The organism is Burkholderia sp. IMCC1007 (assembly GCF_027257875.1).
GTDB lineage: Bacteria > Pseudomonadota > Gammaproteobacteria > Burkholderiales > Burkholderiaceae > Burkholderia.
In genome coordinates this window covers 41,113-66,203 of record NZ_JAPVQY010000041.1, presented here as the reverse complement: position 1 = coordinate 66,203, position 25,091 = coordinate 41,113, and the positions used below count along the sequence as shown (strand labels likewise).

General features: G+C 60.8%; 18 protein-coding genes, 5 pseudogenes and 1 riboswitch. Of the genes and pseudogenes, 6 read left to right on the top strand and 17 right to left on the bottom strand.

Annotated elements, in window-relative coordinates; translation table 11 throughout:
* Nucleotide 1: 1 nt before the first annotated feature.
* The 6 genes from O1Q03_RS28040 to O1Q03_RS28015 all read right to left on the bottom strand — a co-directional run bounded on the left by O1Q03_RS28040 (nucleotide 2) and on the right by O1Q03_RS28015 (nucleotide 7,864).
* Nucleotides 2-796 (bottom strand): ABC transporter permease, encoded by a 795-nt coding sequence (locus tag O1Q03_RS28040; protein WP_269507290.1) that lies wholly within the window; start codon nucleotides 794-796, stop codon nucleotides 2-4.
* Complete coding sequence (locus O1Q03_RS28035; RefSeq protein WP_124522426.1) at nucleotides 793-1,728, bottom strand: ABC transporter permease; 936 nt, start codon at nucleotides 1,726-1,728, stop codon at nucleotides 793-795. The genes O1Q03_RS28040 and O1Q03_RS28035 overlap by 4 nt, the downstream gene beginning before the upstream one ends.
* Before the next feature lie 72 nt (nucleotides 1,729-1,800).
* Nucleotides 1,801-3,489: a hydantoinase B/oxoprolinase family protein gene (locus O1Q03_RS28030; protein ID WP_124522428.1), complete on the bottom strand. Its 1,689-nt coding sequence runs from the start codon at nucleotides 3,487-3,489 to the stop codon at nucleotides 1,801-1,803.
* Nucleotides 3,476-5,578, bottom strand: coding sequence for a hydantoinase/oxoprolinase family protein (locus tag O1Q03_RS28025; RefSeq protein ID WP_185641342.1), 2,103 nt, complete (start codon nucleotides 5,576-5,578; stop codon nucleotides 3,476-3,478). Before O1Q03_RS28025 ends, O1Q03_RS28030 begins: the two co-directional genes overlap by 14 nt.
* 41 nt (nucleotides 5,579-5,619) lie before the next feature.
* Nucleotides 5,620-6,645, bottom strand: coding sequence for an extracellular solute-binding protein (locus O1Q03_RS28020; RefSeq protein ID WP_269507289.1), 1,026 nt, complete (start codon nucleotides 6,643-6,645; stop codon nucleotides 5,620-5,622).
* A 49-nt stretch (nucleotides 6,646-6,694) separates the two neighbouring features.
* Nucleotides 6,695-7,864, bottom strand: a complete 1,170-nt coding sequence (locus O1Q03_RS28015; protein ID WP_269507288.1) for an NADH:flavin oxidoreductase/NADH oxidase — start codon at nucleotides 7,862-7,864, stop codon at nucleotides 6,695-6,697.
* Between the two features lie 307 nt (nucleotides 7,865-8,171).
* Between O1Q03_RS28015 and O1Q03_RS28010 the strand changes: the two genes are divergently transcribed.
* On the top strand, nucleotides 8,172-9,050 hold the full coding sequence (locus O1Q03_RS28010; protein WP_124522436.1) for a LysR family transcriptional regulator: 879 nt from the start codon (nucleotides 8,172-8,174) through the stop codon (nucleotides 9,048-9,050).
* A gap of 121 nt (nucleotides 9,051-9,171) precedes the next feature.
* Nucleotides 9,172-9,264, top strand: a riboswitch (glycine riboswitch).
* Nucleotides 9,265-9,438: 174 nt separating this feature from the next.
* Complete coding sequence (locus O1Q03_RS28005; RefSeq protein ID WP_269507287.1) at nucleotides 9,439-10,710, top strand: D-amino acid dehydrogenase; 1,272 nt, start codon at nucleotides 9,439-9,441, stop codon at nucleotides 10,708-10,710.
* A 186-nt stretch (nucleotides 10,711-10,896) separates the two neighbouring features.
* Here O1Q03_RS28005 and O1Q03_RS28000 read toward each other — a convergent pair.
* A pseudogene (locus tag O1Q03_RS28000) lies at nucleotides 10,897-11,127 on the bottom strand (transposase domain-containing protein); the annotation flags it as partial.
* A gap of 526 nt (nucleotides 11,128-11,653) precedes the next feature.
* On the bottom strand, nucleotides 11,654-12,604 hold the full coding sequence (locus O1Q03_RS27995; RefSeq protein WP_269507294.1) for a LysR substrate-binding domain-containing protein: 951 nt from the start codon (nucleotides 12,602-12,604) through the stop codon (nucleotides 11,654-11,656).
* A gap of 128 nt (nucleotides 12,605-12,732) precedes the next feature.
* Here O1Q03_RS27995 and O1Q03_RS27990 point away from each other — a divergent pair, with 128 nt between their 5' ends.
* The 4 genes and pseudogenes from O1Q03_RS27990 to O1Q03_RS27975 all read left to right on the top strand — a co-directional run bounded on the left by O1Q03_RS27990 (nucleotide 12,733) and on the right by O1Q03_RS27975 (nucleotide 17,455).
* Nucleotides 12,733-13,590, top strand: a complete 858-nt coding sequence (locus O1Q03_RS27990) for an FAS1-like dehydratase domain-containing protein (RefSeq protein WP_185641343.1) — start codon at nucleotides 12,733-12,735, stop codon at nucleotides 13,588-13,590.
* A gap of 29 nt (nucleotides 13,591-13,619) precedes the next feature.
* Entirely contained in the window at nucleotides 13,620-14,777 is a 1,158-nt protein-coding gene (locus tag O1Q03_RS27985) for an acyl-CoA dehydrogenase family protein (RefSeq protein WP_269507286.1), read from the top strand.
* 14 nt (nucleotides 14,778-14,791) lie between these two features.
* On the top strand, nucleotides 14,792-15,970 hold the full coding sequence (locus O1Q03_RS27980; RefSeq protein WP_269507285.1) for a CaiB/BaiF CoA transferase family protein: 1,179 nt from the start codon (nucleotides 14,792-14,794) through the stop codon (nucleotides 15,968-15,970).
* A 101-nt stretch (nucleotides 15,971-16,071) separates the two neighbouring features.
* A pseudogene (locus O1Q03_RS27975) lies at nucleotides 16,072-17,455 on the top strand (MFS transporter).
* A gap of 126 nt (nucleotides 17,456-17,581) precedes the next feature.
* On the opposite strand, the gene O1Q03_RS27970 reads toward O1Q03_RS27975, so the two are convergent.
* From O1Q03_RS27970 to O1Q03_RS27935, 9 genes and pseudogenes are all read right to left on the bottom strand, one after another.
* Complete coding sequence (locus tag O1Q03_RS27970) at nucleotides 17,582-19,255, bottom strand: electron transfer flavoprotein-ubiquinone oxidoreductase (protein WP_269507284.1); 1,674 nt, start codon at nucleotides 19,253-19,255, stop codon at nucleotides 17,582-17,584.
* Complete coding sequence (locus O1Q03_RS27965; protein ID WP_269507283.1) at nucleotides 19,252-20,127, bottom strand: HpcH/HpaI aldolase/citrate lyase family protein; 876 nt, start codon at nucleotides 20,125-20,127, stop codon at nucleotides 19,252-19,254. Before O1Q03_RS27965 ends, O1Q03_RS27970 begins: the two co-directional genes overlap by 4 nt.
* Nucleotides 20,117-21,049 carry an electron transfer flavoprotein subunit alpha/FixB family protein gene (locus O1Q03_RS27960; protein WP_269507282.1) on the bottom strand — a complete coding sequence of 311 codons (933 nt, stop codon included), beginning with the start codon at nucleotides 21,047-21,049 and terminating at the stop codon, nucleotides 20,117-20,119. The genes O1Q03_RS27965 and O1Q03_RS27960 overlap by 11 nt, the downstream gene beginning before the upstream one ends.
* Before the next feature lie 16 nt (nucleotides 21,050-21,065).
* Nucleotides 21,066-21,815: an electron transfer flavoprotein subunit beta/FixA family protein gene (locus O1Q03_RS27955; RefSeq protein ID WP_269507280.1), complete on the bottom strand. Its 750-nt coding sequence runs from the start codon at nucleotides 21,813-21,815 to the stop codon at nucleotides 21,066-21,068.
* Between the two features lie 176 nt (nucleotides 21,816-21,991).
* Nucleotides 21,992-22,249, bottom strand: coding sequence for a hypothetical protein (locus O1Q03_RS40300; RefSeq protein WP_442865864.1), 258 nt, complete (start codon nucleotides 22,247-22,249; stop codon nucleotides 21,992-21,994).
* Nucleotides 22,131-22,416 (bottom strand): annotated as a pseudogene (locus O1Q03_RS40295) (IS110 family transposase); the annotation flags it as partial. The gene O1Q03_RS40300 and the pseudogene O1Q03_RS40295, both read right to left, overlap by 119 nt.
* Nucleotides 22,417-22,431: 15 nt before the next feature.
* A protein-coding gene (locus tag O1Q03_RS27945; protein WP_269507279.1) for an IS3 family transposase occupies nucleotides 22,432-23,630 on the bottom strand; the annotation gives its coding sequence in 2 pieces (ribosomal slippage) (nucleotides 22,432-23,330 and nucleotides 23,330-23,630; 1,200 coding nt in all).
* Nucleotides 23,631-23,802: 172 nt separating this feature from the next.
* Nucleotides 23,803-24,588, bottom strand: a pseudogene (locus tag O1Q03_RS27940) (IS5 family transposase); the annotation flags it as partial.
* Between the two features lie 113 nt (nucleotides 24,589-24,701).
* Nucleotides 24,702-25,062 (bottom strand): annotated as a pseudogene (locus O1Q03_RS27935) (IS3 family transposase); the annotation flags it as partial.
* Nucleotides 25,063-25,091: the final 29 nt, after the last annotated feature.

Below are 25,091 nucleotides of genomic sequence, written 5' to 3'. Positions count from 1 at the left end.
ATCACCGTGAAGAGAACATCAGTCGACGAACCCCGAAATAGCGTTCCAGAACAATCAGAATGGCGACCGCGATCGCGATTTGTACTGTCGAAATTGCCGCCACCGCGGGATCGTGGTTATAGACAAGGTAGCTAAGAATGGTCACGGGTAGTGTCGACGTGGTCGTGTCGGACAGCAGCAAAGCAACCGATACTTCGTCAAACGACATAAGAAATGCAAAGATGGCACCGGCAACGAGACCCGGTTTTATCATTGGCAATGTTACGTGTAAGAACGTTCGCCATGTATTGGCGCCGAGCAACGCTGCCGCGTTTTCAATTTCAGGATCGCAGGTGCTGTAAACTGCAAATACGGTTCTCATGATGTAGGGCACAACGATCACCGTATGGCCAACGATCAATGCGATAAACGCATTGCCGACTCCGATCTGCGCATTCAGAAACAGAAGCCCGATAGCCAGGATAATCGTAGGTAGGCTTAAGGGCGACAGCATGAACATCTGAAGTTGTCGAGCGCCGGGCGGCCTGTAACGCACCAATACGATGGTTGCAGGGACGGCAAGCATCGATGCGAAGATCGTTGCGCACGCACCCACCCGGATGCTGTTGATCAGCGCGCCCATGAAAGACGGATCAGTCAGAACTCGCTCAAACCAGCGCAGTGACAACGACCGAGGTGGAAACGTCACAAAATCGCCCGGCGTGAACGCTACAGCCACGATGACCAGAACTGGGGCCAGCATGAAAAATGCAATAACCCCGAGGTACACCCTCATCGGTGTAGAGATCTTGTTCATTTCCGTCCCCTTGCACTGACGCGCGCCCGAAACCAACGCTGCAGCAATACCTGCAAGCAAAGCAGCGCAATGACGAACGTCAGCAGCGCAATCCCGAGAGCAGCTGCGGCCGGCCAGTCATTCGTAACGGTCAACTGTTGGTATATGAGTAGAGGCAGGACCATCGTCGAGTTATCGCCGAGCAACATGACCGTGACAAAGCTACCTATCGTCATGGTGAAGGTAATGATCGCGCCCGTAATGACGCCTTCGATGGTGAGTGGCAGGATCACCAGCCTAAAGGCCCGTGCTGGCGAAGCCCCGAGCGTTGCTGCCGCCTCTTCATAGGCGCTATCTAGCGATTCCATCTGGCTCGCTATCGAGATCACCATGAACGGCAGCAACACGTGAACCAATGCAATGGTAATACCGGTCCACGTGTACATTAGTTGTACACCGCCAAGGTGAAGCCCTTTGGCCACCGCGTCCACCACTCCTCCGCCCCCAACAAGAACCATCCAGCCATATGAACGGACGACCACATTGACCAGCAGTGGGGCCAATAGCACCATCATCAGCATCGCGCGGGTACGCCCCCTCGTCTTGGTCAGACCATATGCGAACGGATAACCAAGGAGGAGGCATAGGAACGTTACAACAACGCCCAGTGCTCCCGTCTGAGCCAACACCTTGTAGAAATACCAATCCTCGATCAGTTTCGCGAAGCCGCCAAAAGTTGCGCGGCTCGATGCCAGCGGATGCAGGCTCTGGACCACATTTAATGCAATCGGACCAACGAAAAAGACGGTCAAGAAAGAGACAATCGGCAGCAAACAGACGCATATCAACACTGCCTGCCTCAGCCACGTCACACGCAAAGTGGTCTGAACTGGCATGACAGTTTCAATGACCGGCGGAAATTCACCGATTGGCCCCGCTCTATCGTTACTCATCGCTCCTCCCAGACAAGTTCAGTAACATTGGAGGATAGTGCGCCGGACTGCTTGCAGCCCGGCTCTACCAAGTCAAGCGGGAACATTGAAACCATAGATGTCGCGCGCAGCGTCGGCGCTGATCTTCCCATCAGCTAGGTCGTCTTTGATGGCAGCCAGCGAACGCCCCCGAGGCGCTCCAACGCCCCCACCACCTGCTGTTCTGACGATCAGACGATCGCCGGCCTCGAGCGTGGTGACGAGCTTGGAAGGCACAATCTCGCGGTTGCCATCGGCCCGGACGATAATCGATTCTGCGGCAGCGCCCCCAAGCCCCCCTTCAAGGCCTGCGGCAGGATAGAAATGCCTCTCTCCCCTATGCGAGAATCTTATTCCGCCCTCTAACATCTCGTACTCGCGCACGACGCCAAGACCACCGCGCCATTCCCCCGCGCCGCCTGAGTCCTCGCGTAGCGCGACACAACGGATACGGATCGGGGCTTCCATTTCCATTGCCTCAGCAGGCAAGTTCATGCAATTGGTCATATCAGTCTCAATGACATCCACGCCATCATGGCCTCGAGCGGCGCCCGCGCCGGCCGCCACAAGATCTCCGACTACAAATCGCGCGCCGTTGGAGAATTTGCCGCCGAATGCCATGACCAGCAACTCAGATCCGGAAGTTGCCGGCACACGGTCGGGAAGTGCTTGGGCCAACGCACTGATCATGCAGCCAGCAATTCGTTTCATCGTTGCGCCGCGTGCATTCACAGGAGCAGGCTCGACAGGATTCACAACCGAGCCCTCAGGCAGCACGAGCGAAACTGCCCGGAAGCATCCGCCGTTTCCCGGAATGTCCGGATCCGTCAGTGCTCTGACAGCGTAATAGGCCGCGGACTGAACTGCCGAACGGACACAGTTCACGGGTCCCTTCGTTTGTGCACCTGTTCCAGTGAAATCGAACGTGATGTGATCGTCAACGACGCTGACCGCGACTTCAATGCGAACGCCTTTATCCAACTCGATGCCATCGTTGTCGAGATAGTCGACGTGGCGAAACGTCCCCTGTGGCAATTTTCGAACAGCCTGCCTCGTCAGGATTTCCGATCGGTTGAGCAATTCATCGAACATCGCGCAAAGCCGTTCTGGACCGTACGTCGTTGCCAACTCCGCTACGCGTCGTGTCCCGACCTTGCATGCCGCGAGCTCAGCATTCAGATCGCCCATGAACATTTCGGGAATCCGGACGTTTAGCTTGAGAAGACTGACGAGGGTCTCGTTGTACTCGCCTTTGTCAAGCAGCTTCAACGGGGGAATCCGGATCCCTTCCTGATAAATCTCGGTCGCGTCGGTGGGCACAGACCCCGGCGCAACACCGCCGACATCCTGATGGTGCGTAATCGTTGCAGCGAGGGCGACGATCGAACCCTGTGAAAAGATCGGCATCACTACTGCGATATCCGGAAGATGCGAGCCGCCATGGTAAGGATCATTCAGGAGATAGGCGTCGCCTTCTTTCATTGATGCAGTCGGGTACTTCTTGATAATCTCGGCGATCGCCGGAATCAGGCTGCCCAGGTGCGCGGGAATAGCACAGGCATTGGCGAGTGAGTCACCTGTTGCTGTGAACAGGCCAGCAGAGGCGTCAAGGCCTTCCTTGACGATCGGCGAAAATGAACTGCGCAGTAGCGTCAGCTCCATCTCGTTGGCAATACCGTCAAGCTTGTTGCGTACCACCTCGAGGGTAATCGGATCTAGCGTGAGCGGTTCATTTGCGTTCATTGTCGTTCCCCTTGTTCGCCGAAAGAATCAGATTGCCTTGCGCACCCACACGAGCGGTCCAGCCAGGTTCGACGAGAATTGTCGTGTCCATCTGTTCGATCACAGCAGGACCTTCGATGACTACGTCTCGCGACAACGCACTGCGTTGATAGATCCAGCTTTCGACCGGTTGGTCAGGACCCGTCGCATTGAAAAACATCGGCCGCCGTTGCGGAGCGGGTCCGACTTCAACGTCAGCGGCAAGTCGTGCTCCATTCGCGCACGATGCTTGGTGAACGGACCGCAAGTTCACGATTCGAGCCGGACCACGCGTGCTGTGGCCGTACACACGGTCATGGATTTTCAGAAAGGATTCGTACAATTGTTCGAACCTTTCGTCGCCGGACAGTCCTGGCTCAAAAGGCACTTCGAGGCTGTAGGACTGCCCGACGTAACAGACATCCGCGCTATGGGAGACATCTGTCTCTTCGGCCCCAACACCCTCCTGATGCATCAACGTCGCTAACTTGTCGTCCAGACCCGCTAAGACGCGATCGACAGCTGCGCTGTCGGCGTCACGCAATGCACACGGGAACGCCGTTGCCATCTCGTGTTCCACCGGCGCGGACAATAGACCGAACGCGCACAGCACACCTGGATTGCGTGGCACGACAATCGTTTGCATTCCCAGTTCGCCCGCCAGTGCTGTCGCATGAAGCGCCCCGCCGCCGCCGAGCGGCATCAGGCTGAAGTCGCGCGGGTCAAATCCCCGCCGAATCGATGCAAGTCGGATACCTTCAACCATTTGAGCGTTCAGCACTCGATGTATTCCCAGTGCAGCCTCGGCCACGGAAAGCCCCATTGGTTGCGCCACGTGGAGCCGAATCGATTCGTACGCGAGTTCAGGATTCAAAACCAGAGTCCCGCCCGCGAAGTTGTTCGGATCGATATAGCCGAGTACAACCGACGCATCAGTAACCGTGGGTTTGGTGCCACCGCGTCCATAGCAAGCTGGCCCAGGCTCCGAACCTGCGGATTCCGGGCCGACCCGCAGTAAGTTGCTGGCGTCCAGCCATGCGATGCTACCTCCGCCCGATCCAATCGCATTTACGTCGACCATCGGCACCCGCACCGGATACCCGTCAATGAGCCCCTCGCTGCGCACCACCGGCTTGCCAGCGTTGATCACGGAAATATCACAGCTCGTACCCCCGATATCCACAGTGATCAGATTGTCATGCGCGACCTCTTGCCCCACATACCGCGCTCCGATTACACCGGCCGCCGGCCCGGACAAAAAGAGCCGCACGGGGCGCTGGCGTGCAGTCTGAGCGGAACAGATGCCCCCGCGCGACTGCATGATTTGCAGCGGCGCCGGGATCTCCGCCCGCCTCAGATCAGATTCAAGATTAGCAAGATACTGATCGAGAACCGGTTTCACGTAGGCATCGAATGCCGTGGCTGCCGTACGCTCATATTCCCGAAATGATGGGTCCACCTCACATGACAGCGACACCATGAGATCCGGATGTCGAGACTGGATCAACGCGCGTGCGCGAACCTCGTGGGCAGCGTTCAGGAACGAAAACAAAAAGCACACCGCGATTGCCTCGACTCCCTCCTCAACCAGCTCATCGACAGCGCGATTGAGCGCCGCTTCATCCAGCGGCGTCACAATCGAACCGTCTGCGGCTATTCGCTCGGGCACCCCTTTTCGGCGTGCGCCCGGGGCGAGAAAAACCGGCGTTTCTGGCGCGAGAATCATGTCGTACATTCGGTGCCGCATTTGCCGACCGATTTCGAGTACGTCCTTAAATCCTTCAGTTGTCACTAGGCCGATGCGCGCACCCTTGCGTTCAAGTACCGCGTTCGTGCCCGCCGTAGTTCCATGGACAAAGCGCGAAATGCTCTTCGCGGAGATACCCCACTCGTTTTCCATACGACTCATCGCCTGACGGATAGCGATGCTGGGATCGCGCCGGCTGGTCGGTACCTTCATCAACCGAAGTTCACCCTTTTCGTCGACGCATACGACATCGGTAAACGTTCCACCGACATCGATCCCTACCTTGACGCTACCGGCTGTGCCGGATTTCGCTTTGCTCACCATGTTCTCTGTCTCCACTACAGGGTTCATCTTTGTTGCCCACCTCAGCGCATCTCTCGGTTCCAACGATCAATCCAGCCGGGAATTTGATCCATATATTCGGCGTATGGCATAAAAATCATGTCGGATTCCGGGGTAATTCGGGCTTTCAGTGCGGCCGGATAGATAACCGTTTTATTGGTTACGCCGTAGCCCAGCATGGTTGCGTGGGCAAGTTGAGGTTGCGCAGACAGCGCACAATTAATGAAGGACCATGCATCATCGGAGCCGTTCTTTACCTTGGCAACAGAAACGGTCGTACCTAGGGATTTAGGACCCGGATTGTAGTAACCCGCCCACGCGTTTCCTTTGTCGATAAAGTCGTGCGAACGGCCGTCCCAATACAGCACCAAGTCGACCTGATGAGTCGCAAAAAGGTTCAACGCCTCAGTAGGCTCGGTCCAGAACTTTGTTACCGACGGTGCCATCGCTTTCAACTTGGTGAAGGCCAGGTTTGAATCGCCGCCATATGTCTGACCAACGAACCAGATGAACTCGGGCCCCCACGCGTATACACCGGATGGCAACGACACGCGCTTTCCGTACTTTCCGGCAGCGATATTGTCAAAAAGAGTCCGCCAGTCTTTCGGGGGATTCGGGATCGCGGACTTGTTGTAAAGAACGCCGAGCGTGCCAAGGTGAATGTCCACCGCCTGTTGCTTCCAGCGATCGAAATGTGACGGCTCGATCTCTTTCAGGCTCGGCAACCGACTCGCATCCAATGGGTCGAGCATCCCGGCCCGGATGGCACGGGTAACATCGATGTCTGGCAACGTCACCACGTCAATCGGTGGATGGCTTGGATTCGCGCGTATCTTGTTGAGCCATGCAGCAGGCGAACCCAGTTGAATCGCAATCTCCTTACCCGTCTTTGCCTTGTAGCAAGTACCGAAGTTCTGCTCAATCGACTCGGCCCATATGCCACCAAATGCTGTGACAATCAACTTTTCGGCCGAAACCGCAGGACTCATCCATAGAGCAGCCAGCACCGCGACTGAACTCGCATTGATCCACTGCTTGATCTCTCTCATTTCAGTTCCCGCTCATCTTTCAGGTTAAGTGGAGTCGACCTTCACAAAATCACTTGCGGTCCGCGCGCCCCAACTCGAGCGAGCGGTTGCGGCGATAGATCCACCAGCCATAGCTGGGGGGCCACATCGAGTTGAACTGCTCTGGGCCACCTAGAGCGACTGCAGCATGCAGCGCCCAGTGCGGGTTGAAGAGAGCCTCCCGAGCAATGGCAATCAGGTCTGCCTGTCCTGCCTGCAAGATAGCCTCGGCCTGCTCCGGTTCAGTGATCAGGCCCACCGCCATGGTCGGCAAGTTCTCGCACTGGCCCCGAACAGCTTCCGAATATGGGACCTGAAAAAGGGGTTGACGCGAAACGATCTTTGCAGTGGGGGACAGACCTATACCGCCCGACGAACAGTCGATCAGGTCAACACCACGTTTCTGCAGCTCCTTCGCCATTACGATGGTGTCGTCAATGTCCCAACCACCGACGTCTGCACCATCAACGCACGACAGCCGGAAAAAGAGCGGCTTATTTTCCGGCCAGTTAGCACGGACGACTTCCGCTACTTCGAGCGCAAAGCGCATCCGCTCTTCTCGCGTGCCGCCGTATTCACCATCGATGCTATTTCCCAGGGGCGAATAGAATGAATGAATCAAATAGCCGTGAGCCGCATGCACTTCAAGCACATCAAAGCCGGCCGCAGCGCAACGGCGAGCTGCAGCGCCGAACTGTTCAATCAACTTTCCGATTTCCTGTTTCGAGGGCTGCCTGGGGTTGTGCCACCCCTCAGCCTTCGCATCGGCAGACGGTGCAACCGGTTGCCAAGGTGGCTCCCCGTTTTCTGCCTCTTTCGCACCGAGAGGTCCGTAGCCCTCCCATGGACGCTGGCGTCCAGCCTTTGGCCCGACGTGATGGATCTGCGCCGCGGGGACCGCTCCCAAAGAACGCAAGGTGTCAGCGATCTTTCGCAACGGCGGTACGAATTCATCGGACCAAATCCCCATGTCGCCGTACGTGCTACGCCCGGCCGGGTCCGTGCAAAGTGCCTCGGTAAACACTGTGCCAAAGCCACCTACGGCAAATTTCGCGAGATGCTGGAGATGCCAATCGGTGGGGAAGCCATCTTTTGCTGTGTACATCTGCATGGGAGAGAGAACCATCCGATTTGGCAGCCGGACTTCGCGCAGTGTGAATGGCTCCAGCAGCATGGGCCGATTCGAATGTTCACTAGTCATTTTCATCTCCTGTAAATTGTCGGGGTCGGGACGGATCCAATAAACCCTGACCCGCGATATCGCATCGACTGAACAAACAATACGAATCCGTTATTTTTTCCGCCAATTCTTTCGCGTGATGAGGTTGATAACGTCAGGAAATGGGTCGCCGATTGAGGCCGCGATTGGGAAAACCTTGCGTCTGTGCCAGGCGTATGGTCCCAACTCAACCGCACGTCGACGCACGGGATCACTCCAATTTTGAGCGCCGCGCCTATGTGGTAACGTCGGGCGGCCAACGACTTCAACCACTCGCCGGACCTCCTCAATGGACATGAAACAGCTTCGTACATTCGTAACGGTAGCTCGGCTCTCTAGCCTGACAAAAGCTGCGGATGCGCTCCACATCACTCAACCGGCAGTCAGCAATCAACTAAAGGCCCTCGAGGAATACCTCGAAGTTCGCTTGATGCAGCGTTCGACGTCGGCTGTATCACTCACGCAAGCTGGACAAGAGTTGCTTCCAAAAGCAGAACGTGTATTGGAGACGTTTGGCGATTTTCTCAACGGAGCAAAAGGCTTGCGAGGCACAATCGGCGGCCACCTGAGACTCGGCGTGGTAATGCTTGACCCCGAGTGTTTGCGGCTCGGACAGTTTGTCAGGACGATGGTGACCCGCTATCGAGGCGTAGTGGCCGATCTTCACGTCGGACGCATTGCGTGGATGACATGGGGTATTCAGAGCGGCGAACTCGATGGGGCATTTTTCGTAGGAAAAAAATTGCCCGCTGACACACGGGGTATAGAGTTAAGCAGAATGACATTCTGCGTAGTTGCGCCAGCACTCTGGCGCAACCGAATCGAAGGCGCCAGCTGGAGCGACGCCGCACTCATGCCTTGGATTCGGGCATCCAAACCTAGCGCGAACCATGACATGGTCATGGAGATACTTCAACGGGTTGCCATCAAACCTGTCGAAATCGTTGAGGCGGACCATGAATTCATTATTCGGACACTCGTCAGCGCCGGTGTCGGCATAGGTCTACTACGCGAAGAACTGGCGCTTCAGGCTCAAGAAAAAAGCGAAGTTATAGTGATGAGCGAGAAGGCTGAATCTTCGCTTTGGTTTATTTATCACGGAAATCGGGAGAGTGATCCCGCGATACAGGCGGCGGTCGAGTCATTAAGACAGACTTGGAATCTGTAGGCATCGGGCAACCGGCGACAAGACATAGGACCTGACAGTAGCTCGGATGCACGATTCGCGGCTGCTATGGCACGAAACACTTGCAGCAACATATTTTGAGCGGTATTGTCGAGCCGTTCTGTAGTGCAGCGCGGGAGAGATCGTTAGACGATGTGACGACGCCGACGGAGCAACCGCCCCGGAAACTCTCAGGCAAAAGGACCGCGCCGCTGGAGCATCTGGAGAGCGGCGTGATGTGCGCCCACCGAAGGGGATCCCCTCTGTACGACTGACGTCAGGCTCGTAGACAGACGGGGAGAAACTCTCAGGTACATGGACAGATGGGGCATCCTCGCCGATTTCGATGCGAAGTCGACATCGGTGGTGCCCAACTACTCTGGATCATGTCATGTCACGAATCGCGATCATAGGCGCCGGAATTACCGGCGTCACGACTGCTTACGCCCTTGCACAGCGCGGTCACCAAGTTACCGTCTTTGAGCGTCATCGTTATGCGGCGATGGAGACCTCGTTTGCCAACGGCGGTCAGTTGTCCGCTAGCAATGCAGAAGTCTGGAACAGTGCGGCTACGGTAATGAAGGCGCTGCGCTGGATGCTCACGCGCGACGCACCGCTGCTGCTTAATCCCATACCCACGTGGCACAAGTACTCATGGATGGGCGAGTTCCTACGGCAGATCCCCCGCTATCGGGAGAACACCTTAGAAACCGTACGGCTCGCGATCGCCGCGCGAAACCATCTGTTTTCTATAGCCGACAGAGAGGGCATAGACTTCGACTTGGAACAGCGCGGAATTTTGCACATCTACAAGACGCAGAAGGAATTTGAGTCGGCGTGCAAAGTGAATGAATTGCTGTGCGAAGGAGGCCTCGACCGGGTTCCGGTGGCGGGGGGCGACCTGCGTACGATTGAACCAACATTGCACGGCGATTTTTACGGCGGGTTCTTCACGCGATCAGATTCGACTGGCGACATCCACAAATTCACACGTGGATTAGCTCAGACTTGCGTGCGCCACGGCGTCAAATTTCACTACGATGCCGCAATTACTTCCATCGAGCAGCGGACTGCCGGTACGTTTTCATTGCATGCCAATCTTGCAGATAATCAAGAGCGCTTTTCCGTTGAGCGAATCGTCGTATGCGCAGGAGTCAGTAGCCGCAAGTTCGCAACGATGCTCGGCGATCATTTGAACGTGTACCCCGTCAAGGGCTATTCGATTACTGTGTATCTTGATGACGAAGTAAGTAGACGGAGCGCGCCGTGGGTGAGTTTGCTCGACGATAAGGCGAAGATAGTGACTAGTCGGCTCGGCGCGGCTCGATTTCGCGTAGCGGGTACAGCGGAGATCAACGGATTCAATCGAGACATCCGCTCAGATCGAATTGTGCCGCTGGTAGATTGGACGCGGCGACATTTTCCCGATGTTTCGACGTCAAGGGTCGTTCCGTGGGCCGGATTAAGACCCATGCTGCCTAACATGTTGCCAAAGGTGGGCCGAGGGAAGCGACGCGGTGTTTTCTATAATACGGGGCATGGTCATTTAGGGTGGACCTTGTCCGCAGCCACTGCGCAAACGCTCGTGGAGGCGGTCGAAATGGAGGAGTCGCTCGAGCAGCGACACCGAGCTGGCCGAACCGATCCAACATCTTCCCCGTGATGAGGGGCTAGCTTTCGCGAGCGATCTTGGGGATGCGGACAAAATCTTGGACTACTTTGGAGGTAGTCCATGTATTCATACCAAGAACGCATTCGGGCGGTCGTGTTGTACCTGAAACTCAGGAAGCGCAGCAACGCGACCATTCGTAAGCGGTCCATTGGCCACGCCCTTTCCCTGTGACGGGAATTAGGCTGCCGTGTCGCCGTTACGCTGACCCAGCTTCCATGGCAACAGCGCCTCGTAATCGTCGGCGCTTCGCGCGTAAGGCAGCGCTTTAAGCGATTCGGTCAGATAGCGGTAGGCGTCGACGCCGTTGGCCTTGCACGTCTCGATGCGAGAATAGAGATTGGCGCTCGCTCTCGCCCCGGGCGTCGTATCCGCGAACGGCCACGCGTGGCGCCCCACCAAACGCTCGCGCTCATTCTGCCCATATCGGGCAGGAAGTTGAAGTCCATTATCGCTGACATCTCTTGTATGGTCACCGCCTCAAAGTTCGAGACGTCGAGCAGCGTATCGGCGGCCGCGTCGTGCGTATCGAAGCCGGCCCTGGTGTCGATGGCGGTCTAAAACCGCATAAATCCGGCGACATCAAGTTGCAGCGACATTGACGAACGTGTACTTGCGCGGCTTAAAGCACGATTGAGATCGTTCGCTCGAAGCAATTCGGTATCAGGAATGGGAATTGACGCGGTGCGCGTCGTAGGGAGCGCGCAGGGCGATTGAAGGCGAGCACCGCCGTCTTCGCGTGGTTACGCGAGTGCCGATCCGGGGCTGCAGCCCACGATCGTTCTGCCGTAGTCGAATAGGTGCCGAATTGCGGCGGCGTGAGGGCGGTAACCGCGCTGCTCGTCGACGAGATGCGCGCGCGGCGGTCGAACGCGGTGATTGGCCGTCCGCGCGCTGGCTTGCGGACTGAGCCCGCCGAGGGCGCACATGTCGCGCTTTACGCCGGCGACGAATCGGCCTCGCGCAGCGTGATGCCCGTCCAGGTGCCGCTTGCAGCGAGCTCGCCAATCAGCTCGACGATCGTTTCCCGCACCACAAGCGCCGCGGAATTGATGGGGGACGTGTTGGACCAGCACAGGCTCGCGGGTCGGCGGATCTCCGGCTCGACAATCCGACGCATCTTCGGCCGGTTGGACGGCTCGCGCGACGCCAGCGCAGACGCGGGCAGGATTGTGCACGCAAGGCCCGACTGCGCGAGCAAGATCATTGTCGGCAGCGAGTCAACATCGGCGATGATGTTGAGCGGCACATCTTCGCGTGCGAACGTGCGTTCGAGCAGCAAACGCAGCCCGTTCTGCACACCCGGCGCGACGAGCGGCACGCCGGCGAGCGACGCGAGTGTGCAGGTGCGCGCCCGCGACGGCACCGTGTCGCCCGGCTCGCCAAGCAGATGCAGCACTTCGTCAAACAGCGGCAGCGCGGTGATTCCGGTCGTATTGGATTCGCGGAACAGGATCGCGAGGTCGAGCCGCCCGTTCGCCAGCAATTCGTTGATGAAGCCGCTCATGCTTTCGAGGTACTGCAGTCGGATGCCCGGATAACGGGAGCTGATCCGCTCGAACAGTGGCACGGCGAGGATCGACGTCATCGTGGTGGGAAAACCCACCGCGACCGTACCGGACTCGCTGCCCACACCTTCCCGCACTTCCTGTCGTAGTTGCTCCATCTGCCGGAGCACAAGCCGCGCATGGCGATAGAGCGCCTGCCCTGCGGCGGTCGGCCTCACGCCCTGCGGGCTGCGCACGAGCAGCGTGACGCCGACGTCGCCCTCGAGCTTCGCGATCTGCTGGCTCAGCGACGGCTGCGCGACGAACAGCTTTTCCGCCGCCTTCCCGAGGCTCCCGTATTCCACGATGCTGACGAAGTAACGGAGCTGGCGGATGTCCATGGTGGTTCGGTCGGCGAGAAAGCCATAGGATACCCCTATGGCCGGCACATTCAAACGGTATTTCCGCCGCGCGAGCGCGTCACCTAAAGTCACTCCATACCCATTCAAGACAGCCGGCGTGCCCGGCGATGGAGGTGACAGTGAACGCTCCCCGCTCGCATGCCGGCGACAATGCCACGCAGGTCGCGGCCGACCTGATCAGCGCCGAACGCGCAATCGCCTTCGCGGCCACGCTCGATCATCCGGTCGTGCCCGCCACCGGCGATGCGTTGCTGCCGGCCTGGCACTGGCTGTATTTCTGGTCGATCGCGCAGCAGGCCGAGCTCGGCCCCGACGGCCATCCGCGCAAGGGCGGATTCCTCCCTGATCTCGGGCTGCCGCGGCGCATGTGGGCCGGCGGCCGGCTCGCGTTCGAGGCGCCGCTGACGATTGGCTCGACCGCGACGCGCACGTCGCGCGTGCTGTCGGTCGAACGCAAGGAGGGCCGCACCGGCACGCTCGGTTTCGTCACCGTCGAGCACGTGATCGAATCCGCGGGCGAAGTCGCGATCCGCGAGGAACACGACATCGTCTATCGCGGCGCGGCCGCGCCCGGTGCCGCTGCCCCTCCGCCGAAGGCCGCGCCCGACCATGCGCAATGGCAGCGAGACATCACGCCGGACGAAGTGATGCTGTTCCGCTATTCCGCGCTGACCTTCAACGGCCACCGCATTCACTACGACCGCACCTACGTGCGCGACGTCGAAGGCTATCCGGACCTCGTCGTGCACGGCCCGCTGATCTCGACGCTGCTGCTCGACCTCGTCACGCGCTCGCTCCCCGATGCGACCGTCGCCGGATACGCCTATCGCGCGGTACGGCCGACCTTCCTCGGCAACACGTTCGGTGTGTGTGGCCGCCTCGCCGACGACGGCAAGACCATCGATCTCTGGGCCATGGATCACGACGGCTGGCTGACCATGTCCGCGAGCGCGACCCTCGCCTGACTCATTTCGAGCATTCCCCGATACGAAACATGAATCCTACCGACGCGTACCAAGACATTCGCGAAGCCGTTCGCGACCTGTGCGGCGAATTTTCCGCCGAGTATTTCCGCAAGATCGACGAGGAACGCGGCTATCCCGAAGCGTTCGTCGACGCGCTGACGAAAGCCGGCTGGCTCGCCGCGCTGATTCCGCAGGAATACGGCGGCTCGGGCCTCGGCCTGACCGAGGCGTCGGTGATCATGGAGGAAATCAATCGCGCGGGCGGCAACTCCGGCGCGTGTCACGGCCAGATGTACAACATGGGCACGCTGCTGCGCCACGGTTCGGCCGAGCAGAAGCAGCGCTATCTGCCGAGGATCGCAAGCGGCGAGCTGCGCCTGCAGTCGATGGGCGTGACCGAACCGACCACCGGCACCGACACGACCAAAATCAAGACGACGGCGGTACGCAAGGGCGATCGCTACGTGATCAACGGCCAGAAGGTGTGGATCTCGCGCGTGCAGCACTCCGACCTGATGATCCTGCTCGCGCGCACCACGCCGCTGTCGGATGTGCAGAAGAAGTCCGAAGGGATGTCGATCTTCATCGTCGACCTGCATCACGCGATCGGCAACGGGATGACGGTGCGCCCGATCCCGAACATGGTGAATCACGAGACCAACGAGCTGTTCTTCGACAACCTCGAGATCCCCGCGGAGAACCTGATCGGCGAGGAAGGCCGGGGCTTCAAGTACATCCTCGACGGACTGAACGCCGAGCGCACGCTGATCGCGGCCGAATGCATCGGCGACGGCTACTGGTTCGTCGACAAGGTGTCGCAGTACGTGAAGGATCGCGTCGTGTTCGGCCGCCCGATCGGCCAGAACCAGGGCGTGCAGTTTCCGATCGCCCGCTCGTTCGTCAACGTCGAGGCCGCGAGCCTGATGCGCTTCGAGGCCGCGCGCCGGTTCGACGCGCACGAGCCGTGCGGCGCGCAGGCGAACATGGCGAAGCTGCTCGCGGCCGACGCGTCGTGGGAAGCCGCGAACGCGTGCCTGCAGTTCCACGGCGGCTTCGGCTTCGCGTGCGAATACGACGTCGAGCGCAAGTTCCGCGAAACGCGTCTGTACCAGGTAGCGCCGATCTCGACGAACCTGATCCTGTCGTATGTCGCCGAGCACATCCTCGGCCTGCCACGTTCGTTCTGACGGGAGTGACGAACATGCGCCCACTGGAAGGCATCAAGGTCGTCACGTTCGAGCATGCGATCGCCGCGCCGTTCTGCACGCGCCAGCTCGCTGACCTCGGCGCGCGCGTGATCAAGGTCGAACGGCCGGGCGTCGGCGACTTCGCGCGTGGCTACGACGAACGCGTGTCGGGGCTCGCGTCGCACTTCGTGTGGACCAACCGCTCGAAGGAAAGCATCACGCTCGACGTCAAGCAGCCCGCGGCGCTCGACGTCGCGCACGCGCTGCTCGCCGATGCCGACGTGTTCGTGCAGAACCTCGCGCCCGGCGCGACGCAACGCCTCGGGCTCGACTACGACACGCTGCACGATCGGTATCCGCGGCTGATCGTCTGCGACATTTCCGGCTACGGACTCGACGGGCCGTTTCGCGACAAGAAGGCGTACGACCTGCTGATCCAGAGTGAATCCGGATTCCTCAGCATTACCGGCTCCGACGGCGAGCCGGCCAAGGCCGGCTGCTCGATTGCCGATATCGCGGCAGGCATGTATGCGTATACGAACATCCTCGCCGCGCTGATCGAGCGCGGCCGCACCGGACGCGGCCGGCACATCGACGTGTCGATGCTCGAAAGCATGGTCGAGTGGATGAGCTATCCGCTCTACTACGCGATCGACGGACAGTCACCGCCGCGGCAAGCCGGCGCATCGCACGCGACGATCTTTCCGTACGGCCCGTTCAAGGCCGGCGATGAGAAGACCGTGATGCTGGGCCTGCAGAACGAGCGCGAATGGAAGCGCTTCTGCGAGACCGTGATCCGCCTGCCCGAACTGGCGGCCGACGAGCGCTTCGGTTCGAACAGCCGCCGCGTCGCGAATCGCAACGAGCTCGCGGCCGTCATCGTCGGCGCGTTCTCGACATTGACGGCCGACGACGTGATCGACCGGCTCGAGCAAGCCGGCATCGCGAACGCGCGGATGAACGACATGCACGGCGTCTGGACGCATGAACAGCTTGCCGCCCGGCATCGCTGGACGCGGGTCGACACGCCTGCCGGCGAGATCCCCGCCCTGCTGCCACCCGGCATCACGCCGGGCGACGATCCGCGCATGGATCCGGTGCCGGCGCTCGGTCAGCATACCGATGCCGTGCTGCGCGAGCTCGGCTATACCGGTGAACAGATTCACACGTTGCACGCATCCGGCGCGGTCTGACCGGTTCTTTCCGCGCTGAACGAAGCGCGCCCCTCATCGACATATCGAAGCGTCTCCGCGTCCGTTCACGGACGCGAGAGCGCCACAAGACTGGAGACATAATGGCGAACACCGTCAATGCCGCCGGCCGGCTCGACCGGCTGCCGATTTCAAGGTTCCACTGGAAGATACTCGGCCTGATCGCCGGTGGCGCGTTCCTCGACGCGTTCGATATCTATCTCGCCAAAGGCTCGGTCGCGGCGATGGTCAAGGATGGCTTCACCGACCTGCGGCATGGCGCGATGTTCGTGTCGTCGACGTTCGTCGGGATGATGATCGGGGCGTTCGTCGCGGGTTATGTCGGTGACCGCCTCGGGCGACGGTATTCGTATCAGCTCAACCTGGCGGTGTTCGGGCTCGCATCGGTCGCGGCGTGTTTCGCGCCGAATATCGAGTGGCTGATCGTGCTGCGGTTCACCATGGGGATCGGGCTCGGGGCGGAGCTAGTTGTCGCGGCCGGGACGCTCGCCGAGTTCGTGCCGCCCGAGACGCGCGGGAAGTGGGTGTCGTTGCTTGCGATCATCACCAACAGCGGGCTCTTCGCCGCGCTGGCTGCCGGGTAGTGGATCATTCCTTATCTCGGCTGGCGCTATATGTTCGCGCTGGCTGGCGTTGGCGCGCTCGCCGTGTGGTTCATGCGCAAACGGATGCCAGAATCGCCGCGATGGCTCGAATCGGTCGGGCGGCTCGACGAAGCTGAAGAGACGCTTGCCGCGATCGAGCAAGAAGTGAGCAAGCAGGTCGGCACGCTGCCGCCCGTACGACGCACCGTCGATCTGCACGTCGGGAAGGTGCCGCTGGGCGTGCTGTTTTCGAAGGGAATGCGGGGACGAACCGTGGTCGCGGCGCTGACGGCGATCGGTGTCAACGTCGGGCTCTATGGCTTCATTGCGTGGCTGCCGACGTTTTTCGTCACGCAGGGGTTGTCGGTCGTCAAATCGCTCGGGTTCGTGTTCCTGATGTCGATCGGCTCGCCGGTCGGCGGGTTAATCGGCTATCTGATCGCGGATCGGACGTGCGAAGGGAATTGTGATTGCGTCGATTCTCAGCATCGCGCTCGGCTGGCTGTACGTGTCGTTACGAGACACGACGGCGATCATCCTGGTCGGATTCTGTCTCGTCAGTGCCATCTATACGATCACGACGCTCGGGCTGTTCGGCTACATTCCCGAACTGTTCCCGACCGAAGTGCGGCTGCGCGGCACCGGTGTTGCGGGCATGTGCGGACGAATGTCGTCGATTGGGACGCCTGCGCTGGCATTGGCGCTTTACCAGGCGTTCGGGGTATCGGGCGTGATCGCGATGGTCAGCGCTGTGCTCGGCGTGCTGTGTGTCGCGATTGGGCTACTGCGCGTCGAAACCCGCCGGCAGGCACTGGAAGAAGTCGCACCAGGAACGAGCGATGCGGACGGCGCAGCGGTCAGCTCAGGGGTTACGCAAACCTGATTGCCAACATACGAGCAAATAGAACTACGCGGTCGGGAGCCGGCAATATGCCGATAGGCGACGGGCCAACGAAAGGCGCCGGCCCCGACTCACGCTCGGAGCCGGCTTTTTCCTCGAGGTCGCCGGTCACATGTTCGGGTAATTCGGCCCGCCGCCGCCTTCGGGCGTGACCCACACGATGTTCTGCGTCGGGTCCTTGATGTCACACGTCTTGCAGTGCACGCAGTTCTGCGCGTTGATCACCAGCCGGTCGCTGCCGTCGTCGTTCTTCACGAACTCGTACACCGCCGCCGGGCAGAAGCGTCCCTCCGGCCCCGCGTACGTGCGCAGGTTCACGTTTACCGGCACGTTCGCGTCCTTCAGCGTCAGGTGCGCCGGCTGGTTCTCCTCGTGGTTCGTGTTCGAGATGAACACCGACGACAGCCGGTCGAACGTCAGCTTGCCGTCCGGCTTCGGATACTCGATCGGCGTGCATTGCGACGCCGGCTTCAGCATCTGGTGGTCCGCATGCTTGTGGTGCAGCGTCCACGGCACGTTGCCGCCCATCACCTTCTGCTCGAGCCCGACCATCAGCGTGCCGAGGTACAGCCCCTTGGCCATCCACTGCTTGAAGTTGCGCGCGCGGTACAGCTCCGTATGCAGCCACGATTGCTTGAAGGCGTCCGGATACGCGTTGAGCTCGTCGCTCTGGCGGCCGGCCTGCAGCGCGTCGAACGCGGCGTCGGCCGCCAGCATGCCGGTCTTGATCGCCGCGTGGCTGCCCTTGATCCGCGACGCGTTCAGGAAACCCGCGTCGTCGCCGATCAGCGCCCCGCCCGGGAACACCGTCTTCGGCAGCGACAGCAGGCCGCCGGCCGTGATCGCCCGCGCGCCGTACGACACGCGCTTGCCGCCTTCGAGGAACGCGCGGATCGACGGATGCGTCTTGTAGCGCTGGAATTCCTCGAACGGCGACAGGTACGGGTTCGTGTAGCCGAGGCCCACCACGAAGCCGACCACGACCTGGTTGTTGTCCATGTGATACAGGAACGAGCCGCCGTAGGTATCCGACTTCAGCGGCCAGCCGGCCGTGTGGATCACCAGGCCCGGCTTGTGCTTCGCAGGATCGATTTCCCACAGCTCCTTGATGCCGATCCCGTAGGCTTGCGGATCGGCGTTAGCGTCGAGCTTGAACTTCGAGATCAGCTGGCGGCCGAGGTGGCCGCGGCAGCCTTCGGCGAACAACGTGTACTTCGCGTGCAGCTCCATGCCGAGCTGGAAGTTCTCGGTCGGCTCGCCGTCCTTGCCCACGCCCATGTTGCCGGTGGCGACGCCCTTCACCGAGCCGTCGTCGTTGTAGAGAACCTCGGCTGCGGGGAAGCCCGGGAAGATCTCGACGCCGAGCGCTTCGGCCTGTGCCCCGAGCCAGCGCGTGACGTTGCCCAGCGAAATCACGTAGTTGCCGTGGTTCTTGAAGTTGTCGGGCAGCGCCCAGTTGGGCGTCGTGACCGCGCTCTTCTCGGACAGGAACAGGAAGCGGTCTTCCGTCACCTCGACGTTCAAGGGTGCGCCCTGTTCCTTCCAGTCGGGGAACAGTTCGGTGATCGCGCGCGGGTCCATCACCGCGCCCGACAGGATGTGCGCGCCGATCTCGGAACCTTTCTCGAGCACGCACACGCCGATCTCGGTGCCTTTCTCGGCGGCCAGCTGCTTGAGCCGGATCGCGGCCGACAGCCCGGCAGGGCCGCCGCCGACGATCACGACGTCGTACTCCATCGATTCGCGAGGGCCGTATTGCGCGAGTAAATCGCTCCAATTCATTCGCCAGCTGCCCCATCCGAGGCGGGGATGACCTCAGCCGCCAGGCCCGCGATCCGTGTCGCTCGCAACAGCACGGGCCGATCGACCATCTTCCCGTCGACCGTCACCACACCGCCATTTGAATTGCGCATCGAATCGAGCACCCGGCGCGCCCAGCAAACCTCGTCCGCACTCGGCCAATAGCACTTATGCACGAACCCGATCTGCTTCGGATGAATGCACAGTTTCCCGCCGAATCCCAGTTGCTTCCCGTTGAATGCATCACGCTCGATCCGTTCCCCGTCGTGAATATCCGGCGTCACCCCGTCGACCGGCGACTCGATCCCGGCCACCCGCGAAATCAGTGCGAGCTGAGACCGAAAGTGATTGAGCGGAACACCATCGTCGGACATGCCCACGTCCGCGATGAAATCGAGTGTGCCGAACATCAATCGCTCGACGTACGGCGCCTTTGCGACGTCGAGCGCATTCCACATGCCATTCGCGCTTTCGATCAACGGATAGACCGGCACACGCCGGCGCGCAAGCGCAACGGCCGCGCACACGTCATCGGCACGCTCAGCCTTCGGCAGCACGATACCGGCCACACCCTTCAATGCGCCGAGCGTGGCATCGGCATCGAACCATGGCGTGTTCCGCGCGTTGATCCGCACGAGCACCGGATGCTCGGGCGAAACCCATTGCGCTATCGTCTCACGCGCTGCGACTTTCGCCTCCGGCTCGACGGCATCTTCGAGATCGATGATGACCACATCGGCGCCACTTGCGAGGGCCTTATCGAACCGCTCGGGCTTGCTCCCCGGCACAAACAGATACGACTGGGCCGGCATCGAGCGTCCAACACCTGCGCGCACTGCAGCATCAGACGGCATCGACCACCTCCGGAACCAGTTTGAACAGATCGCCGACGAGGCCATAGTCGGCCACGCTGAAGATCGGTGCTTCGGGATCCTTGTTGATCGCAACGATCACCTTCGAATCCTTCATGCCGGCCAGATGCTGGATCGCGCCCGAGATACCGACCGCGATATACAGCTGCGGCGCGACGATCTTGCCGGTCTGGCCGACCTGGTAGTCGTTCGGCACGTAACCGGCGTCGACCGCCGCGCGCGATGCGCCGAGCGCAGCAGACAGCTTGTCCGCCAGCGGCTCCAGCACCTTCGTGTAGTTCTCGCCGCTACCCAGACCGCGGCCGCCCGACACGATGATGCTCGCGCTGGTCAGCTCCGGACGGTCAAGCTTCGTCACTTCACGGCTGACGAACTGCGACTTGCCTGCGTCGGCCGCCGCTTCGATCTTCTCGACCGACGCGCTGCCGCCTTCCGCCGCAACCGGATCGAAGCCTGTTGCGCGCACCGTGATGACCTTGATCGGATCGCTCGACTGCACCGTCGCGATCGCGTTGCCCGCGTAGATCGGGCGCTCGAACGTATCGGCCGAATCGACCGCCGTGATGTCCGAGATCTGCGCGACGTCCAGCTTCGCGGCGATGCGCGGCGCGACGTTCTTGCCGTAGGCCGTTGCCGGCGCGAGGATGTGCGAGTAGTCCTTCGCGATGTTCAGCGCGGTCGCCTCGACGTTTTCCGCGAGGCCCGCTTCGTGCTGCGGCGCGTCGGCCAGCAGCACCTTCGACACACCGGCGATCTTCGCCGCTGCGTCCGCAGCCGCTTGCGCGTTGTGGCCCGCGACCAGCACGTGAATGTCACCGCCGATCCTCGCCGCCGCTGCCACCGTGTTCAGCGTCGCGGCCTTGATCGACGCGTTGTCGTGTTCTGCAATCACCAGAATCGTCATTTCTTTCCGCTCCCTCTTACAGCACCTTGGCTTCGGTCTTCAGCTTCTCGACCAGCGTCTTCACGTCCGGCACCTTCACGCCGGCCGCACGCTTCGGCGGCTCGGCCACCTTCAGCGTCTTCAGACGCGGCGCGACGTCGACGCCCAGGTCTTCCGGCTTCACCGTTTCCAGCGGCTTCTTCTTCGCCTTCATGATGCTCGGCAGCGTGACGTAACGCGGCTCGTTCAGGCGCAGGTCGGTCGTGACCACCGCCGGCAGCGTCAGCGACAGCGTTTCCGCGCCGCCGTCGACTTCGCGTGCGACCGTTGCCTTGCCGTCGACGATCGTCACCTTCGACGCGAACGTCGCCTGCGGGAAATCGGCCAGCGCGGCCAGCATCTGGCCCGTCTGGTTCGAATCGTCGTCGATTGCCTGCTTGCCGAGGATCACCAGTTGCGGCTGTTCCTTGTCGACCAGCGCCTTCAGGATCTTCGCGACGGCCAGCGGCTCGACGCTGTCGTTCGACTCGACGAGGATCGCGCGATCCGCGCCGATCGCCAGCGCCGTGCGCAGCGTTTCCTGCGCTTGCGTGACGCCCACCGACACCGCGATCACTTCCGTCGCCACGCCCGCTTCCTTCAGGCGCACCGCTTCTTCCACCGCGATTTCGTCGAACGGGTTCATCGACATCTTCACGTTCGCGATGTCGACGCCCGTGTTGTCCGACTTCACGCGAACCTTCACGTTGTAATCGACCACTCTTTTTACTGCTACCACGATCTTCACGCGCTGTTCCTCCATCGGGTCGTTGGCATCATCCGGTTTCGCAGGCCATTACACGCGGAAACCCGTCCGGCGACAACTATCCATTGAATCTGCCGGTCATAGCCCGAACCTATTGCGCCGCGCGTTTTCCGGCGCCGAAAGCGACACGGCCCGGACGGTCCGAGCCTTGTCGTCGATCAGCGGTTCGCTGTCAGCGTGCCGGTAATCGCCAAAAATTGCGCAATATCGTCAGGCACATGGCAGTGGAGCGGCGATATCCGTACCGCGCCGCCGAGCTCGAACGATTTCAGCATCCGCCCCGAATACAGGCTCGAGGGAACGCGCTCCTGGGGCGCTGCTCCGAGCAACGGAAACTGCGCGCATCGCTTCTGCGGCTCCAGATTGCTCCTTGGGGGATTGCTGATGCCTCTCCAGACAGGACGGTCTGGCAGCATTCTCTGTATCTGTTGGATCAGACTTTCCGCCAGTTCTCCGAGCCGCTTCGATCGGGCCGATTGACTTCGAACACCTCGATATCGTCCTCTCGCAATGCGCGGGCCAGTCCCGCTCGATAAGTGCCCGTCCCTTCGACGCCAGCGCGGCACACTGACCCTGCCTCGTTTTCACGTACAGCATGTCATGCAGCAGCGCGTAGGGTTTCGTATTCGACGGGAGTGCAGTAGTCGATCGACGTGTGCATGCGCTGTCGATTGTAATAGCCTTCGATCCAGTCGACGATGTCCAGGCGAGCCTGAGCGCGGGTCTCGTAGCGCGTTTGGTAAATGCGCTCGACCTTCAGGGTTTTAAAGAAGCTCTCCATCGGCGCGTTGTCCCACGCGTTTGCACGCCGGCTCATTGAGACCATCATGCCGAACTCGGCGGCCAGATCGCGATACGCCCAACTGGCATATTGACTGCCCCTATCCGAATGCAGCAGTAATCCGGGCCCGGGTTTGCGTTGCCAGTACGCACTGCGTAATGCTTGGCAGACCAGATCCGCGTTGATTCGCTCCGACATCGACCAGCCGACGATACGCCGGCTTGCCAGATCGAGGATCGCCGCGAGAAACAGCCAGCCTTCGTCAGTGGCGATGAACGTGATGTCACTCACCCACGCTTGGTTCAGCTGCCAGCCATCGAAGCGCCGATCCAACAGATTCGGCGCCACCGGCAGATGATGCGTCGAATCCGTGGTGACTCGATACGGGCGCTTGTAGACCGGGCGCAGCCCCTGACGTTGCAGGCTGCGTCGCACGCGCTCAGCGCTCGCCGGCCGGCCCTGAGCACGCAATTGTCGCACGATGCGAGGACGGCCATAGCTGCCGCGACTGGCCCGGTAGATGGCCGCCACTTCGGCATCCAGCGCCTGGTTGGCCTGCGCCCTGACGCTGGGCGGGCGAGCCCGCCACTGGCAATACCCGCTGCGCGAGACGGCCAACACCCGGCACAGCCGGCTCACGCTGTACTGGTCGCGGTGTGCGTCGATCCAGGCGTACCTCACCGCGCCCCCTTCGCGAAGTACGCCGTTGCCTTTCGGAGGATTTCGATGTCGAGCTTCGCGCTGGCCAACTCCTTGCGCAACCTGCTGACCTCGGCCTCCAGATCGCTGACCGGGCGACGACTGGAGCTCGGCGTGCTGGGTAACGGCCCCGTCGCCGCTTCAGCATTGCCTTTGCGCTGGTCTCGGCACCAGTTGCCCAGTGTCGCCACCGGTACACCCAGCCTGCGAGCGGCCTCATGCTGACCGACGCTCTCCGACAAGCGCACCGCCTCCAGTTTGAATTCCTGCGTGTATTGCCTTCTCGGCACCACGTTCTCTGCCATCCTGTTCTCCATACAGTCAAAAAGTTATCAAACTTCTTGCTGTACGTGGAATCGAGACAGGGTCACACCTCACCGAACGAATTTGCCCAGATGAGCAGGTCGAGATAGCCCGCCACATTGGTAGATACCGAAAGCGTTCCGAGGACCTTTCCTCCCACTGATCACGGCACCGGCATGCGCATCTATTCCAGCCGATCAGGCAGCAACCGCCTTTGAGGAATGCACCGTGAATGTCGGCACGGCGCTCGAAACGAATACGGACGCGGCGGAAGTGACGCAGCCCGGCATGCGTGCGTTCAATGACCCAGCGATATTTGAAGGCCGCTGCCGTGTTCGGTGCGGCGCTTGACGATCACCGGCTCGATACCGCGCCTGCGCAACGCGCTTCGATGGCGCTCGGAGTCGTAACCGCGATCGGCGTAGACCACGCGTGGTCGCTGCAGCGGATAGCAGCGCAAGCCACGAATCGGCGGAATCGCGTCGATCAACGGCAGCAATTGCGTGACGTCGTGGACGTTGGCGCCAGTCAGGATCGCGGCGAGCGACGTGCCGTTGGCTTCGGTGACGATGTGGTGCTTGGAACCGGGTCGCGCGCGATCGGTCGGGTTGGACCCAGTTTTTGGCCCGCCCCAGCGGCGCGGATCGACGATGAATCGACAGCGGCTCACCAGCAGCCGATCTGGTCTGCTGCGCGCAGCTTCGCGAGCAGCAGTTCGTGCAAGCAGTCCCACACGCCGGCGGCCTGCCAGTCGCGTAGCCGTCGCCAACATGTCACGCCCGAGCCGCATCCCATCTCGACAGGCAGGTCGCGCCATCGCAGTCCCGTCTTGAGAACGAACAGGATGCCAGTCTACGCAGCGCGATTCGACACTGGCAGGCGGCCCGGGTTCTTCTCGCGCCGCGGCTTGGGTTGCGGCAGCAGCGGGGCGACCAGTGTCCACAATTCATCGTCGACGATCGGCTTGGCCAACTCCTCGGCCTCGGTTGTTTCGATGCGTCAGGTTAACTGCTCGCCGCGAAAGCTAACAGCCCCATGGGACAGCCCCCATGGGGCCATTTAGAAACCGTCTCGTAGCTTCAAGGAATCGTCGTGCGAACCTGCTTGCCGCGAACCTCGCCACGCAGACCTTGCAGTTTCATCAGCCGCGCGACCGTACAGCGTGCCACTGAAATACCTTCCCGATTCATCCGCTTCCAGACCTTCGGTACGTCGTAGACCTGCATTTTGAACTGCCAGACGCATTCGATCTGCGGTTGCAGAATCTCATCGCGTTTGGCGCAGGTGCAGCGTTTGGAAGAATCGCGAAGCTGCGCAGCATGGCGTCGGTAGCCCGACCGGGCAATCCGCAAAACCTTGCAGATCGGCTCGACCCAGAAGGGGGGCGCGACGCTGATGCTGATCGACGAAGGCTTTCAGGACTTGAAGCGGCGAGCCAACCTTACCATCGCAGTTCGTACAAACATGAGGCGTTT

What these genes read in the sequence shown, in the direction of transcription:
- O1Q03_RS28040 (WP_269507290.1), bottom strand. Translation starts at nt 796, where the DNA reads ATGAACAAGATCTCTACACCGATGAGGGTGTACCTCGGGGTTATTGCA.
- O1Q03_RS28035 (WP_124522426.1), bottom strand. Translation starts at nt 1,728, where the DNA reads ATGAGTAACGATAGAGCGGGGCCAATCGGTGAATTTCCGCCGGTCATT.
- O1Q03_RS28030 (WP_124522428.1), bottom strand. Translation starts at nt 3,489, where the DNA reads ATGAACGCAAATGAACCGCTCACGCTAGATCCGATTACCCTCGAGGTG.
- O1Q03_RS28025 (WP_185641342.1), bottom strand. Translation starts at nt 5,578, where the DNA reads ATGGTGAGCAAAGCGAAATCCGGCACAGCCGGTAGCGTCAAGGTAGGG.
- O1Q03_RS28020 (WP_269507289.1), bottom strand. Translation starts at nt 6,645, where the DNA reads ATGAGAGAGATCAAGCAGTGGATCAATGCGAGTTCAGTCGCGGTGCTG.
- O1Q03_RS28015 (WP_269507288.1), bottom strand. Translation starts at nt 7,864, where the DNA reads ATGACTAGTGAACATTCGAATCGGCCCATGCTGCTGGAGCCATTCACA.
- O1Q03_RS28010 (WP_124522436.1), top strand. Translation starts at nt 8,172, where the DNA reads ATGGACATGAAACAGCTTCGTACATTCGTAACGGTAGCTCGGCTCTCT.
- O1Q03_RS28005 (WP_269507287.1), top strand. Translation starts at nt 9,439, where the DNA reads ATGTCACGAATCGCGATCATAGGCGCCGGAATTACCGGCGTCACGACT.
- O1Q03_RS27995 (WP_269507294.1), bottom strand. Translation starts at nt 12,604, where the DNA reads ATGGACATCCGCCAGCTCCGTTACTTCGTCAGCATCGTGGAATACGGG.
- O1Q03_RS27990 (WP_185641343.1), top strand. Translation starts at nt 12,733, where the DNA reads ATGGAGGTGACAGTGAACGCTCCCCGCTCGCATGCCGGCGACAATGCC.
- O1Q03_RS27985 (WP_269507286.1), top strand. Translation starts at nt 13,620, where the DNA reads ATGAATCCTACCGACGCGTACCAAGACATTCGCGAAGCCGTTCGCGAC.
- O1Q03_RS27980 (WP_269507285.1), top strand. Translation starts at nt 14,792, where the DNA reads ATGCGCCCACTGGAAGGCATCAAGGTCGTCACGTTCGAGCATGCGATC.
- O1Q03_RS27970 (WP_269507284.1), bottom strand. Translation starts at nt 19,255, where the DNA reads ATGAATTGGAGCGATTTACTCGCGCAATACGGCCCTCGCGAATCGATG.
- O1Q03_RS27965 (WP_269507283.1), bottom strand. Translation starts at nt 20,127, where the DNA reads ATGCCGTCTGATGCTGCAGTGCGCGCAGGTGTTGGACGCTCGATGCCG.
- O1Q03_RS27960 (WP_269507282.1), bottom strand. Translation starts at nt 21,049, where the DNA reads ATGACGATTCTGGTGATTGCAGAACACGACAACGCGTCGATCAAGGCC.
- O1Q03_RS40300 (WP_442865864.1), bottom strand. Translation starts at nt 22,249, where the DNA reads ATGCTGCCAGACCGTCCTGTCTGGAGAGGCATCAGCAATCCCCCAAGG.